Raw genomic sequence first — 13,485 nt, forward strand, 5'->3', positions numbered from 1 at the left:
AGGGCGTTCATCCGTACGTTGGCGGGGTTTTGGGTGGGGGTGGGGTGGATTTTCCTGTTGGGGGTGAGGGTTGCGCGGTCACCTGGAGGTAGGAGGAATCCATGGCCGCTGTCCGGACCATCGGCGTTGCCGTGTCGGCGTTGGCGTTGTTGGGGGTTGCCACGATGACGAGCGCTAGCGCCTCGCCCGATCAGGGAGGTGAACGGCACGGGCAGCAAGCAGTTCCCCTGGTGCTCGGGCACCGGGGCGCCTCGGGCTACCGGCCGGAGCACACGCTGGCCAGCTACGAGTTGGCGGCCCGCATGGGGGCCGACTACATCGAGCCCGACCTGGTCTCCACCAAGGACGGCGTCCTGGTCGCCCGCCACGAGCCGGAGATCGGGGGCACGACCGACGTCGCCAAGCACACCGAGTTCGCCGACCGCAAGAAGACGAAGGTGCTTGACGGGGTCACGCTCACCGGGTGGTGGACGGAGGACTTCACCCTGGCCGAGCTGAAGACGCTGCGGGCGGTGGAGCGGATCCCGGAGCTGCGGCAGGAGAACACGATCTTCAACGGGCGGTACCAGGTGCCGACCTTCCAGGAGGTCATCGACCTGCGCAAGCGGCTGTCGCGGGAGTTGGGGCGGGAGATCGGGATCTACCCCGAGACCAAGCACCCCACTTACTTCCGGTCGATCGGGCTCGAGTTGGAGCCGAAGCTGGTTGCCACGTTGGAGCGCAACGGGCTGAACCGGCGGGACGCGAAGGTGTTCGTCCAGTCTTTCGAGGTTGGCAACTTGAGGTCCCTCAGCCGGAAGCTGCGGGTGCCGCTGATCCAGCTGACGTCCGCCTCGGGCGCGCCGTACGACTTCGTCGCGGCCGGTGACAAGCGCACCTACGCCGACCTGGTCACCCCGGCCGGGCTGCGCGAGGTGGCCGGGTACGCGTACGGCATCGGGCCGGACAAGAACCAGGTGATCCCCCGGGACGCGGCGGGCAACCTGGCGCAGCCGACCGCGCTGGTGGGCAACGCGCACGCGGCCGGGCTGAAGGTGCACCCGTACACCTTCCGAGCGGAGAACAACTTCCTGCCCGTGAACTTCCGGTCATCCGCGGTGCCGTCGGAGTACGGCGACCTGTTCGGTGAGCTGGCCGCCTTCTGGAAGGCGGGCGTGGACGGTGTGTTCACCGACAACACCGACATCGCCGTCGCCTCCCGCGCGGAGACCTTCCCGCGCCGGTGACCTCAGCATCGGGGCCCGCCACCGGTTCGGTGGCGGGCCCCATCGCTTTTGTCCTGAGTTGACGCAGTGTCAGACGATGCGGTCGTCGACGAAGCACCAGCGCCAGGTTTCACCCGGTTCGTACGATCGCATGACCGGGTGATCCGTCTCACGGTAGTGCCCGGACGCGTGCTTGCCCGGACTGGAGTCGCAGCACCCGACATGCCCGCAGGTGAGGCATAGTCGCAGGTGGACCCAGTGGCGGTTGCCCGCGGCCACGCACTCCGCGCATTCGTCGGCGGCGTCGTCGCGGACGTCGGCGGGCAGGGTCTCGGTGTGTTCGCAGGCCATCGCCCGCTCCTTTCCGGCTGGCGGTCGCGTGGGTAATCCTTGCGTACGACGACGAGGAGGTACGGGTGGATCTGCTCCTGCTGCTGGCGGGATCGCTCGCGGTGGCCGCGTTGGCGCGCAAGTTCGACTGGCCCGCGCCGCTGCTGCTGGTCGCCGTGGGGCTCGTGGTGTCCTTCATCCCGGGGATACCCGATTTCCACCTCGACCCCGAGTTCGTGCTCCTGCTCGTCCTACCCCCTCTGTTGTACTCCGCCGCGCTGGACAGCTCCTACCTGGACATCAAAGCCAGTATCCGTCCGATCGGCCTCTTGGCGATCGGGCTGGTGTTGGCCACTACGGCCGTGGTGGGGCTTGTGGCGCACATGGTCGTGCCCGGTCTCCCGTTGGCGTCCGCGCTGGTTCTCGGCGCCGTAGTGGCGCCGCCGGACGCGGTGGCGGCGGTGGCCATCGGGCGGCGGTTGGGCCTACCGCGTCGGGCGATGACGTTGTTGACCGGTGAAAGCCTGGGGAACGACGCGACCGCGCTTACCGCGTTTCGGGTGGCGGTGGCCGCAGCGACCGGGGTGGCGGCGTTCTCCTGGTGGGACAGTGCGCTGACGCTGCTGATCACGTCCGTCGGCGGTATCGCGTTCGGCCTGGTGCTGGGCATCGTGGTGCACGCGATCCGGTTGCGGCTGGGAGACGGCATCCTGGAAAGCGCGCTGGGGATGTTGGTGCCGTTCGGTGCGTACTTGCTCGCCGAAGAGGTGCACACGTCGGGTGTGTTGGCCGTAGTGGTGGCTGGGCTCTACTTGGGCCACAACGCGCCCGCGGCGGGTTATTCGACGCGGTTGCAGGAGACCGCGGTGTGGCAGTCGGTGGACGTACTGCTGGAGTCGCTGGTCTTCGCGCTGATCGGCCTGCAACTGCGGAACGTCGTGTCCGAGGCCAAGCCGGGCTGGGAACTGCTGGTCGCGTCCGGGATCGTGCTGGTGGCGGTGATCCTGGTGCGGTTCCTGTGGGTGTTCCCCGCCGCGCACCTGCCGCGGTGGCTGTTCCCGGGCATCCGCAAGCGCGAGCCGAAGCCGAACTGGCGGCACCTGACGGTGATCTCGTGGGCGGGTATGCGGGGTGTGGTGTCGCTGGCGGCGGCGGCCGCGATCCCGCTGGACATGCCCGGTCGGGACGTGGTGATCCTGCTGACCTTCGTGGTCACCGTGGGGACGCTGCTGATCCAGGGCATGACCCTGCCCGCGCTGATCCGCAGGCTGGACGTGCGCGCCACGGACGGGCAGGACCGGGCGCTGGCCGAGGCGCAGGTGCAGAACTCCGCCGCCCGCGCCGCCGTCGACCGGCTCGACGAACTGATCAACGACGACGACGTGCCCCCGCACCTCGCCGACCGGCTGCGGGCCCTGGCCGAGCACCGGGGCAACGCCGCGTGGGAGCGGCTGGGCAGGCAGGAGACGGAGAGCCCGGCCGCCACGTTCCGCAGGCTGCGCAGGCAGATGCTGGAGGCGGAGCGGGCGGTGTTCGTCCAGGCGCGCGACCGCGGCGAGATCGACGACGAGATCTTGCGGAGGGTGCAGCGGGAGCTGGACCTGGAGGAGGCCGTGCTGGCCCGGGAGTGAGCTGGGCGGCTCAGTCCGGGTCGCCTTCGTAGTAGAGGACGCGCAGGGCGTTGAGGCAGCGGCCCCGGGTCGGGCCGATGCTGCCCGGGGGCAGGTGGAGGCGCTCCGCGAGGAGCCGGTGCTCGGCGCGGCCCGCCAGCACCGCGAGGCGGAGGAGTTCCTGGCAGCGAGGATCCAGGCGGTGGAAGGCACGCCACAGGGTGCGGTCACGCTCGGCACGCACGGCTTCGCTCTCCGGAACCGGTTCGGGGCCGGGGACGTCGGCGGACAGGGCGCCATCGCGTTGGTGGGCGCGGCGGGACTCGCGCCTGGTGGTGGTGATGAGCCAGCCGAGCAGGGCCCCTGGTTCGTTGATGCTCTCGACGTGCCTCAGCAGGGCCAGCCAGACCGTTTGCACCACGTCCTCGGCGGTGGAGCGGTCGAGTCCCTGCCCGCGGGCGACGTGCCACAGGACCGGGGACAGTTCTACGACCAAGGCGTCCAGGGCCCGCCGGTCTCCATCGCGAGCCGCGACGACGCAGGCGGTGTGGCGAGCGGTACCGGTGAGGGCCGCCCACGGCGGGCCGTCGACCTCGCCGCCGACCGCGATGGCGAGGCCGCCGGGGCGCCGGTCGTGGCGGCTGGGTTCCCGAACGGGGACGGCGGTGAGCAGGGTGGTGCGGGCGCGCAACAGGGCGTCCGCGACCTCGCCGACAGTGCTCTCCAGGGCCTCGGCGGTTTGCCGGTCTGTCAGGCCCAGGAGAACCCGCAGGACGACGATCTCGCGCAGTCGGGGATGGAGGTCCGCCAGCGCGGTGTCGATCTCCGAGCGGGGCGGTGAGGGGGCCTGTCGGGCGGCGTGCCGGACGCGGGTGGTGGTGACGCCCAGGACCAACGGCAGCAGGGGCTTGTGGCCAAGCAGGGTGATCACTCCCGAAACCGCCGACTCGACGACGTCAGGGACATCCTCGACCACCTTCACCTCGCAGTAAGCGCGGATCAGCGGGAGCACGCCTGCCCGGACTCGTTCCGGGTCGGTTTCGTTGTCGAGGCGGGGGTCCCACAGCGCCGATGTCGAGAGGCGGCCGTGGACGAAGGCGGTGAGGCGGTCGATCTCGGCGGGCAGCAGGGGGCGTGGTGGTTCCGGCTCGCGGACGGGCACGTCACCCGCGACGATCGAGTGCGTGGCCGGGGCGCGGTCCCGCAACTCGACGGCGGCCGGGTCCCCCAGCGAGGACGCGGCGAGCAGGTCGTCGAACTCGGTCATGGCTGCCGCCCCTCTCCCCGGGCTCGGTGTCGTTGGCGGTGCAGCAGACCCTCCACGGCGCGGGGCGTGGTGTCGATCAGGTCGGCGATCTCGGCGTGCGTGTACCCCTGGGCGTGCAGGACGACGGCTCGGCGGGTCCGCTCGTCGGGGATGTCGTCGAGGGCTTCGCGCGCGGTCAGGGCGGTGACCGCGAGGTCTGCCGGGTCGACCGCGTGCCGGTCGCCGTTGACCTCGGTCAGCGGCGCGTGCCGCTCCTGCTCACCCAGCCACCGGCGGTAGTGGTTGGGGAAGGACAGCACGCAGTTGCCCATGAAGTAGGTGCGGATGCTCGCGCCGCCGTCCGGGTTCCACCCGGTGCCTTCGCCCGCTCGCCTGCGGAAGTCGTTGAGCGCCGTGGTGACGGTGAGGTTGGCCAGTTCGGCGCGGTCGTCGTCGGTCCAGTACCACGGCGGTGCGGGCAGGGCGCGGTTCTGGTTGGCGCAGAACGCGAACATCTCCCCGCAGCGCAGCCAGGCCATCACGGTGGCGTACCCGTACCTGGCGAGGTCGTCGGCGAACCGGTCCCAGTTGCGACCACGGAATCCCTCCAGGGCGAGGACGTCGTACACGGCGATGTCGTGTCGCCGCCGCTCGGCCTGTTCGTCGGCTGGCATCGGGCCGTCCGTCACCTCCTCGACCGCAGGGGTTGTACCGGCGTGCGGGACCTCGTCCGGCTTGTAGGTCGCGCCGGGCCCGGTACCCCACGGCCATTGTGCGGTTTTCTCCCGACCGGGAAGACGCGTGGGTACCGGTGGGGGTGCCGACCTACAAGTCACCGTTCGCCAAGCACCGACCTCGACGAAGGGTGCGCCCCATGCCCGCATCTGGTCCGCCGCCGCTGCTCACCGTCCGCACCGCGGTCATCCTCACCCTTGGCCTGCTGTTCGGGGCCTTGGTCGGCGGGTTGACCTTCCTCGGCGGCGGCGCGGTCGCCGTCGCCGTGTTGAGTGGGATCACCGGTACCGGTGGCTCGATCGCCTTCCTGCACAAGGTCGTCCACTGACACGAAGAGGGGCCTCGCCACCGCGAGGCCCCTCTTACGTGAGTCACCTATGAAGCGGCCACGGGCAACGTCCCTGCCGCGGTCGGGTTCGAGCCGACCAGGAGGCCTCGGCGAGCCAGTTCGGGGCGGACGCCTTCGCCGAACCAGTAGGCCTCTTCGAGGTGGGGGTAGCCGGAGAGGACGAACTCGGTGATGCCGATCGAGTGGTACTCCTCGATCAGGTCGGCCACCTCCGCGTGGCTGCCGACCAGTGCCGTACCCGCGCCGCCGCGGACCAGGCCGATGCCCGCCCACAATCCCGGGTGCACCTCCAGGCCGCGCACCCCACGGTCCAAGCCGCCCTTGTGCAGCTCCAGCATGCGCTGTTGGCCGACGGATTGGCTGGCGGACAGTTGGGTTTGGGCGGCAGCGACGGTGGACGGGTCCAGGGCGTCCAGCAGGCGTTGGGCTTCGGACCAGGCTTCGGTGGAGGTGTCGCGGCTGATGGTGTGCAGGCGGATGCCGAAGCGGAGGGGGCGGTCGGGGGCCAGGGCCCGGACGCGGTTGATCTTCTCGGCGACCTGGGCCGGTGGTTCGCCCCAGGTCAGGTACACGTCGGCGTGGCGGGCGGCGACGGGGAGCGCCGCGTCGGAAGAGCCGCCGAAGTAGATCTCGGGGAGTGGGGTTGGTGGGCGCAGGGCGGTGGCGCCGACGACGCGGTAGTGGTCGCCGTCGAAGTCGTGGGGTCGGCCGGTCCAGATGCCCCGCACGATCGACAGGAACTCGTCGGTGCGGGCGTAGCGGGTGTCGTGGTCGAGGAAGTCGCCGAAGCGTTCCTGCTCGACGGCGTCGCCGCCGGTGACGACGTTGAGCAGCAGCCTGCCCCGGGAGATCCGCTGGTAGGTGGCGGCCATCTGGGCGGCCAGGGTCGGGGTGACGGCACCCGGGCGGAAGGCGACGAGGAACTTGAGCCTGCTGGTCTCGCGGATGAGCGCGGCGGTGACCAGCCAGGCGTCTTCGCAGAAGGTGCCGGTCGGGGTGAGCACGCCGGTGAACCCCAACTGCTCGGCAGCGCGCGCCACTTGGGCCAGGTAGTCGATGTCGGGCTCGCGGCGCGCGGAGTGCTCGGCGCGGTTGGCGTGGAAGCGTTCGACGACCGTGCGACCGTCGCCCGAGGTGGGGAGGAACCAGTGGGTGGTGACGCTCATTTCTGCGCTCCGGACTTGGCGACCCCGGCGACGTCCGCGGTGAAGCGGCGGTCGACGAAGTCGGCGAAGGTGAACTTGGTGGGCAGGACACCGGCGTCGACGAACGCGTCGGCGAGCTTCTGCTCACCGGCGATCACCGCGTCGTCCAGGCCGATCGGGCGGTCGAGCCCGCGCCGCGCCGCCTCCAGGGCGACCTCCGGCTTCAGGCCCGTCTCCTTGGCCCACACCGCTGCGCGCTCGTCGGTGTGGCTCTTGGCGTAGTTGAGGGCCTTGGCGTACCGGACGACGTAGTCGCGCAGCGCGGTGTTCTTACCCGGATCTCCCAGCGCGGCACGACCGGCGACCAGGAACCCGTAGCCGTTGGTCAGCGAGTCCGGTCCGGCCTCGGTCTGCCCCTTGCCGCCGCCGGGGGTGCCGGTGCCGTCGATGAGCACCCGCGCGTTCGCGTCCCGCAGGGCCTGGGTGGTGTACGGGTCCCAGACCGCCCAGGCGTCGACCTGCTTCTGGGTGAACGCGGCGTACCCCTCGGACGGCTGGAGGAAGCTCAGCTGCACGTCGGAGACCTTCAGCTTGGCCCGCAGCAGCAGGTTGAGCACGACGCCGTGCGCGGAACTGCCCTTGGCCACGCCGATCCGCTTGCCCTTCAGCTCCTCGATCGAGCGCAGCGGCGAGTCGCCTGGCACGAGCACGGTGTCGCTGGAGACGTCACCGGTCTGCGCCGAGACCACGGCGATCTTGGCCTTGGCCGCGGCGGCGAACAGCGGCGGCGTGTTGCCGACGACCCCGACGTCGATCGCGCCCGCCGACGCGGCCTCCAGCAGCGGCGGCCCCGAGGTGAAGGTCGCCCACTCCACCTTGTACGGCAGGTCTTTGAGCAGGCCCGCGGCCTCCAGGTACGACTTCTGGCCACCCTTCTGGTCGCCGATCTTGAGCGTCACCCCGGCCAGGTCGGCCGCGCCGACGGTGTCCGGCACCGCCGCCGGGGTGGTCGGACTCCCACAGCCCGCCAGCACCAGCAGGGCGGCGAGGGGCACGAGCTTAAGCAGTCGCACGGTCGGTCACTCCCAGGTCCGCGAGCACCGCGGCGCGGATGTCGATGTGGTCGGCGGCGCGGCGCGGCCGCGGGTGGTCGAGCGGGTACTCGGCGGCGATGCGGCCGTCGTCGAGCACGAGGACGCGGTCGGCGAGCAGCAGCGCCTCGTCGACGTCGTGGGTCACGAGCAGCACCGCGGGCCGGTGCCGCTGCCACAGGCCCTCCACCAGCCGGTGCATGGCCAGCCGGGTCAGCGCGTCGAGGGCGCCGAAGGGTTCGTCGAGCAGCAGCAGGTCGGGTTCGCGGACCAGCGCGCGGGCCAGCGACACCCGCTGCGCCTCGCCGCCGGAGAGGGTGCGCGGCCAGGCGTCGGCGTGGTCGGCGAGCCGCACCTCCTCCAGCGCGCGCACCGCCACGTCCCGCCCGACCGGGGGATGCAGCCCCAGCACGACGTTGCGCCACACGCGCCGCCACGGCAGCAGGCGCGGCTGCTGGAACGCCACCGACACCCCACCGTCCACTGTGGCCGCTCCCTCGACGTCGGTGTCCAGCCCCGCCAACACCTTCAGCAACGTCGACTTGCCGGACCCGCTGCGCCCCAGCAGCGCGACGAACTCGCCGGGCGCGATCTCCAGGTCCACCCCGCGCAGGACCGCGCGCTCACCGAACCGCTTGGTCAGCCCGCGCACCGTCACACCCGCCACCGCAGTGCCCTCCTCTCGACCAGGCGCACGATCGCGTCGGTGGCCAGCCCCAGGGCCGCGTAGACCACCAGGCCGACCACGATGACGTCGGTGCGCAGGAACTCCCGGGCGTTGTTGATCAGGTAGCCGAGCCCGCTGCTGGCGTTGACCTGCTCGCCGACGATCAGCGACAACCACGCCACCCCCAGGGACTGGCGCAGCCCGACCAGCGTGTTGGGCAGCGCCGACGGCAGCACGACGTGCACCAGCCGCTCGGTGCGCGTGTAGCCCAGGGCCGTGGTGGCCTCGATCAGGTGGCTGTCGACGCCGCGGATCCCCGAGTGCACGTTGAGGTACAGCGGGAACGCGACCCCCAGCGCGACCAGCGCGATCTTGGGTTCCTCACCGATGCCGAACCACAGGATGAACAGCGGGATCAGGCCGAGGAACGGCAGCGTGCGCAGCATCTGCACGGGTGGGTCGACCAGGAACTCGCCCCAGCGGGACAGGCCCGAGACCACACCGAGCCCGAGCCCGATCACCGCGCCGACGGCGAAGCCGATGCCGACGCGGGTGGTGGACACGACGAACGCGTCGCCGAGTTCACCGGTACCCGCGAGTTCGACGCCGGTCCGCAGCACGGTCCACGGCGAGCTGAGCTTGTCCGGCGGTAGAAGACCGGTCTCACAAGCGATCTGCCACAGCGCAACTATCGCAAGTGGACTTATCCAGCGGCGCAGGTCGGGCAGCCGCCTTCTTCGCCCGGTCGGCAGATCTGTCGTGGTGTCGACGCGCGCGGGCGCGCTCAAGGTCGAGACGGACACGGATTCCCCCGTCACTGTGAGATGGGGCGGCGAGAGTTGCGACATGGCGTCGGTTCTCTCGAGGCGATCGCGGGTGCGAGATCGCGCCGGTTTCTGGACTGAGCGGGTTGGGGCGGCCCTAGGCCGCCCCAACCCGCGAGGGAAGAAATCGGCCTAAAAGCGATCTCGCCGCCTCGGCGGAGCCGAGGCCATGTCACAGCCGCCGTTCATGTCATCGAGTCTCGAATGCCGGGCAGCGCAAGTCAACGACCGGACGCGGCGTTCTCGGATCATGGAAATCCGCACGCCGCGCGGACCGCCGGTTCTGTTGCGCACCAGGCAATAGCCGGTGTCAAGCCCTGGACTTTCTTTCAGCGCAAAAGAAAACACCCCCGGAACGGGTTCCGGGGGTGTCTCGTCGATCGAGGGTCAGGCCAGCTCGTGGCGCACGATGGTCTGGTCGCGGCCCGGGCCGACGCCGACGGCGGACACGCGGGCGCCGGACAGCTCCTCCAGCCGCTCCACGTACGCGCGGGCGTTGGCGGGCAGCTCGTCGAAGGAGCGGCACTGGCTGATGTCCTCCCACCAGCCGGGCAGCTCCTCGTAGACCGGGACGGCGTGGTGCACGTCGGTCTGGGTCATCGGCATGTCGTCGACCCGCTTCCCGTCCACCTGGTAGCCGACGCAGACCGGCACCTTCTCCAGGCCGGAGAGCACGTCGAGCTTGGTGAGGAAGAAGTCGGTGATGCCGTTGACCCGGGTCGCGTAGCGGGCGATCACGGCGTCGAACCAGCCGGTGCGGCGCAGCCGCTTGGTGGTGACGCCGACCTCGCCGCCGATCTTGCGCAGCCGCTCGCCCATCTCGTCGTTGAGCTCGGTCGGGAACGGACCGGAGCCGACGCGGGTGGTGTAGGCCTTGAGGATGCCGATCACCGTGGTGATCCGGGTGGGGCCGATGCCCGAGCCCGCGCACGCGCCGCCGGAGGTCGGGTTCGACGACGTGACGAACGGGTAGGTGCCGTGGTCGACGTCGAGCAGGGTGCCCTGCGAGCCCTCCAGCAGCACGGTCTCGCCGCGCTCCAGCGCCTGGTTGAGCAGCAGCCGGGTGTCGGCGATGCGGTGGCCGAACCGCTCGCGCGCGGCCAGCACCTCGTCCACGACCTGGTTGGCGTCCAGCGCCTTGCGGTTGTAGATCTTGACCAGCATCTGGTTCTTGACGTCGAGCGCGGCCTCGACCTTCTGCCGCAGGATCTTCTCGTCGAGCAGGTCCTGCACGCGGACGCCGACCCTGGCGACCTTGTCCTGGTAGGCCGGGCCGATGCCGCGGCCGGTGGTACCGATCTTGGCCTTGCCCAGGTAGCGCTCGGTGACCTTATCGATGGCCACGTGGTAGGGCATGATCAGGTGCGCGTCCGAGGAGAGCAGCAGCCGCGAGGTGTCCACCCCGCGCTCCTCCAGCCCCGCCAGCTCCTTGAGCAGCACGCCCGGGTCGACCACGACACCGTTGCCGATGACGTTGGTGACCCCGGGGGTCAGGATGCCGGACGGGATCAGGTGCAACGCGAAGTTCTGGCCGTCGGGGAGCACGACGGTGTGGCCCGCGTTGTTGCCGCCCTGGTACCGCACGACCCACTGGACGCGGTCGCCGAGCAGGTCGGTCGCCTTGCCCTTGCCCTCGTCGCCCCACTGGGCGCCGATCAGCACAATTGCCGGCATGTGAAACTCCAGGTGTTTCGGTGTGGAGATACCTGTGACACCCGTACCCGCTGCTGCCCTCGGGCGAATGCCGGTGACTGAGACTAGACCAGGAGACTGTGGTGAGCGCACTCGTGCTGGCCTGCGGAAACGCGACCGACACCGGCCGCCCGGCGACGCTCACCGAGCGTGACGGGCTGGACTGGCGGGAACTGCCCGCCACCCCGGGCCGCGCGGACGTGGACCCGCTGCTCAAGGCCGCGAACGGTGCCCGGATCGTCGTGTTCGGGACCGATGCCGACCTGGCCGCAGTTGTGCTCCGCGTGATGCGCCTGGAGCTGCTCGCCGAGGTCGCCGTCGGCTTCGTGCCCACCGACCCGACGGCGTCGGCGGTCCCCGTGCTCTGGGGTCTGCCCCGCGACCGGGAGCGGCTGGCGGCGGTCGCGGTGGCGGGTGAGATCGACGCCTTCCCCCTGATCCGCGACGACGCCGGGGGCGTGCTGGTCGGTCTCGGCGTGATCGACCAGCCGCAGGGTGTCGCCTACTGCGACGACACCACGGCCCTGCGCGGCCGGGCCCGGCGGATCGAGGTGACCCCGGACCCGGACGGCGGCGCGGGCCTGGTGGTCCGGGTCGTGCGCGGCGGCCTGTTCGGCAGGCGGGTCACGACGGTCGCGGGCCGGGCCTTCCAGATCGGCTGCGTCCGCACCCACCTGATCCGCGACGGCGTGGTCAAGGACGCGGCCAAGTGGACCTGGTACCGGCACACCGAGGACCTCCGCATCGCGCGCGGGGTGGTCTGACCCGCTGTGCACGGTCGTTGACCGGTTGCGCACCGCGCGTTCCGGAAAACGACCCGACAAGGGCTACTTGAGGTGTTGCACCGAACACCGGAGGTAGTCACGTGCGCAATAGCAGAACCGGTTGGCTGATCGGCGTCGTTTTGGCGGCGGGATTGACGACCTCGGTCATCTCGCCCGCCGAGGCCGCGAGTTCGGACACGATCTCCGCGGACCGCGCGACCGTCCGCGAATACCCGGGCAGGCTCGTGCTCGCCAATGCCGCGAAAGGCGACCGCGCGGAGGTCACCGCTCAGTGCGGCCAGTGGGTGCGGATCCGGGTCACGACCGCCCACGCCATGGCCACCCCGGTCGGCTGGGTGCTGCGCGGCAACCTGACGCGCGCGGCGAAGGCGGGCGGCCTCGACGGCGTCCCCGAGCGCTGCGGCACCGACGCCGACCGCTGGCGGGACTGGGTGGGCGCGATCAACGCCCCGTTCCACTCGCTGCGCAAGACCACGGTGGACGGCAAGACCGGCTGGCGGCGGATCACCTTCGGCACCGGCGTGTCCCTCGCGGCGGGTGCGGACTGCACCCCGTCGCTGAACTACACCCGCCGCGACGGCGCCCCGGACGTCGTCGACCCGGCCCAGCGAGTGGCCGGTCTCGATCTCGATCGGGTGGCGTATCGGTACGTCACCCAGGACGGTTCCGTCGCCTTGATCAGCGCCCCCAGGCCGGGTGGGACCTACGGCGTCTGGGGCTTCGTCCCGGCCACCTGCCTGCGCCCCAAGGGCCGCGCGACGGTCTACTTCGACGAGCCGGTCGTGCAGGTCACGAGCCTGTCCGGGCTCGACACCGGGGTCGGCTACCCCGACGGCTCGGTGCGTTCGCGCGGCTGCTCGGCGGCCGTGAAGAGCCCCTCCAACCCCGCGTTCGGCTACTGGCCCGACCCCGAACCGGCGCACCGCCCGGCCTGCCCGGTGTGATCCAGAGCTTTGACGGGCCGTCGTCGCGTCGTCACCCACAGGAGTGACGAACGCCATGTCGGCCCACCACGGTGAGAAATCCACGTGCGAGGTCCCGGTTCCGCGAGAGGAGCACGATGTCCCACAGGTTCCGCAGGTTCGGCGCGGCGTTGCTGTCCACTTTGGCCGCCGCCACCCTCACCACCGTGTCGGCTGGGGTGGCCGCCGCCACACCGCCCGGCATCCCCAGCGAGGCGACCGCCCGGTCCGAGCTGTCCGGTCTGACCGTCCGCGCGGACGGCTCGATGACGGGTTACTCCCGTGACAAGTTCCCGCACTGGATCACCATCTCCGGCGCCTGCGACACCCGCGAGACGGTGCTCAAGCGGGACGGGTCCGGCGTGGTCACCAACTCGTCCTGCTCGGCCACCTCGGGCACCTGGTACAGCCCGTACGACGGCGGCAGTTGGACGCTGGCCTCCGATGTGGACATCGACCACGTGGTCCCGCTGGCCGCCGCCTGGCGCTCGGGCGCGTCGAGCTGGACGACGAGCCAGCGCCAGCAGTTCGCCAACGACCTGGCGCACCCGCAGTTGATCGCGGTGACCGACAACGTCAACCAGGCCAAGGGCGACAAGGGCCCGGAGAGCTGGAAGCCGCCGCTGACCGGCTACTGGTGCACCTACGCGAAGATGTGGACGCACGTGAAGTACACCTACAGCCTGAGTGTTAACTCGGCGGAGAAGTCGGCGCTGACGGGCATGCTCGACCGCTGCTGATCGAATGGGCCGTGTTCGGGTGGAATGCCGCTCGAACACGGCCCGTTTCGAATCAGTAACAGGAGACGAACAGCCTATCGCTGTTCTCCCAGTCACTATCCGGA

The 13,485-nt window shown here is 70.7% G+C and carries 14 protein-coding genes; 6 read left to right on the plus strand and 8 right to left on the minus strand.

Going from position 1 to position 13,485, the window contains the following annotated elements:
* The first annotated feature begins 101 nt into the window (after positions 1 to 101).
* Positions 102 to 1,226, plus strand: a complete 1,125-nt coding sequence (locus V5P93_RS36375) for a glycerophosphodiester phosphodiesterase (RefSeq protein ID WP_104479183.1) — start codon at positions 102 to 104, stop codon at positions 1,224 to 1,226.
* A gap of 69 nt (positions 1,227 to 1,295) precedes the next feature.
* On the opposite strand, the gene V5P93_RS36380 is transcribed toward V5P93_RS36375, so the two are convergent.
* The gene (locus V5P93_RS36380; protein WP_104479184.1) at positions 1,296 to 1,556 is read right to left on the minus strand and encodes a UBP-type zinc finger domain-containing protein; all 261 of its coding nucleotides are present in this window, start codon (positions 1,554 to 1,556) and stop codon (positions 1,296 to 1,298) included.
* 65 nt (positions 1,557 to 1,621) lie between these two features.
* On the opposite strand from V5P93_RS36380, the gene V5P93_RS36385 reads away from it, so the two are divergent.
* Positions 1,622 to 3,166, plus strand: coding sequence for a Na+/H+ antiporter (locus V5P93_RS36385; RefSeq protein WP_104479185.1), 1,545 nt, complete (start codon positions 1,622 to 1,624; stop codon positions 3,164 to 3,166).
* A gap of 10 nt (positions 3,167 to 3,176) precedes the next feature.
* On the opposite strand, the gene V5P93_RS36390 is transcribed toward V5P93_RS36385, so the two are convergent.
* Both V5P93_RS36390 and V5P93_RS36395 read right to left on the minus strand, forming a co-directional pair.
* Entirely contained in the window at positions 3,177 to 4,412 is a 1,236-nt protein-coding gene (locus V5P93_RS36390) for an RNA polymerase sigma factor (RefSeq protein ID WP_104479186.1), read from the minus strand.
* Positions 4,409 to 5,065: an RNA polymerase sigma factor gene (locus tag V5P93_RS36395; protein ID WP_181043479.1), complete on the minus strand. Its 657-nt coding sequence runs from the start codon at positions 5,063 to 5,065 to the stop codon at positions 4,409 to 4,411. The genes V5P93_RS36390 and V5P93_RS36395 overlap by 4 nt, the downstream gene beginning before the upstream one ends.
* Positions 5,066 to 5,265: 200 nt before the next feature.
* Between V5P93_RS36395 and V5P93_RS36400 the strand changes: the two genes are divergently transcribed.
* On the plus strand, positions 5,266 to 5,454 hold the full coding sequence (locus V5P93_RS36400; RefSeq protein WP_104479188.1) for a hypothetical protein: 189 nt from the start codon (positions 5,266 to 5,268) through the stop codon (positions 5,452 to 5,454).
* A 47-nt stretch (positions 5,455 to 5,501) separates the two neighbouring features.
* Here the strand turns inward: V5P93_RS36400 and V5P93_RS36405 are convergent, their stop codons facing one another.
* The 5 genes from V5P93_RS36405 to V5P93_RS36425 all read right to left on the minus strand — a co-directional run bounded on the left by V5P93_RS36405 (position 5,502) and on the right by V5P93_RS36425 (position 10,876).
* Positions 5,502 to 6,641 carry an LLM class flavin-dependent oxidoreductase gene (locus tag V5P93_RS36405; RefSeq protein ID WP_104479189.1) on the minus strand — a complete coding sequence of 380 codons (1,140 nt, stop codon included), beginning with the start codon at positions 6,639 to 6,641 and terminating at the stop codon, positions 5,502 to 5,504.
* On the minus strand, positions 6,638 to 7,693 hold the full coding sequence (locus V5P93_RS36410) for an ABC transporter substrate-binding protein (protein ID WP_245931265.1): 1,056 nt from the start codon (positions 7,691 to 7,693) through the stop codon (positions 6,638 to 6,640). Before V5P93_RS36410 ends, V5P93_RS36405 begins: the two co-directional genes overlap by 4 nt.
* Complete coding sequence (locus V5P93_RS36415; RefSeq protein ID WP_104479191.1) at positions 7,680 to 8,378, minus strand: ABC transporter ATP-binding protein; 699 nt, start codon at positions 8,376 to 8,378, stop codon at positions 7,680 to 7,682. The genes V5P93_RS36410 and V5P93_RS36415 overlap by 14 nt, the downstream gene beginning before the upstream one ends.
* Positions 8,366 to 9,181: an ABC transporter permease gene (locus tag V5P93_RS36420; RefSeq protein ID WP_374065131.1), complete on the minus strand. Its 816-nt coding sequence runs from the start codon at positions 9,179 to 9,181 to the stop codon at positions 8,366 to 8,368. Before V5P93_RS36420 ends, V5P93_RS36415 begins: the two co-directional genes overlap by 13 nt.
* 408 nt (positions 9,182 to 9,589) lie before the next feature.
* Positions 9,590 to 10,876 (minus strand): adenylosuccinate synthase, encoded by a 1,287-nt coding sequence (locus V5P93_RS36425; protein ID WP_104479192.1) that lies wholly within the window; start codon positions 10,874 to 10,876, stop codon positions 9,590 to 9,592.
* A 101-nt stretch (positions 10,877 to 10,977) separates the two neighbouring features.
* Here V5P93_RS36425 and V5P93_RS36430 point away from each other — a divergent pair, with 101 nt between their 5' ends.
* The 3 genes from V5P93_RS36430 (at position 10,978) to V5P93_RS36440 (ending at position 13,381) form a co-directional block, all read left to right on the plus strand.
* Positions 10,978 to 11,658: a hypothetical protein gene (locus V5P93_RS36430; RefSeq protein WP_104479193.1), complete on the plus strand. Its 681-nt coding sequence runs from the start codon at positions 10,978 to 10,980 to the stop codon at positions 11,656 to 11,658.
* Positions 11,659 to 11,759: 101 nt separating this feature from the next.
* A complete protein-coding gene (locus V5P93_RS36435; protein WP_146108024.1) occupies positions 11,760 to 12,623 on the plus strand; it encodes a hypothetical protein in 864 nt (287 codons plus the stop codon).
* A gap of 116 nt (positions 12,624 to 12,739) precedes the next feature.
* A complete protein-coding gene (locus V5P93_RS36440) occupies positions 12,740 to 13,381 on the plus strand; it encodes an HNH endonuclease family protein (protein WP_104479195.1) in 642 nt (213 codons plus the stop codon).
* The last annotated feature ends 104 nt before the right edge of the window (positions 13,382 to 13,485 follow it).

Origin of the sequence: Actinokineospora auranticolor, from assembly GCF_041897805.1 — a bacterium.
Classification (GTDB): Bacteria; Actinomycetota; Actinomycetes; order Mycobacteriales; family Pseudonocardiaceae; genus Actinokineospora; species Actinokineospora auranticolor.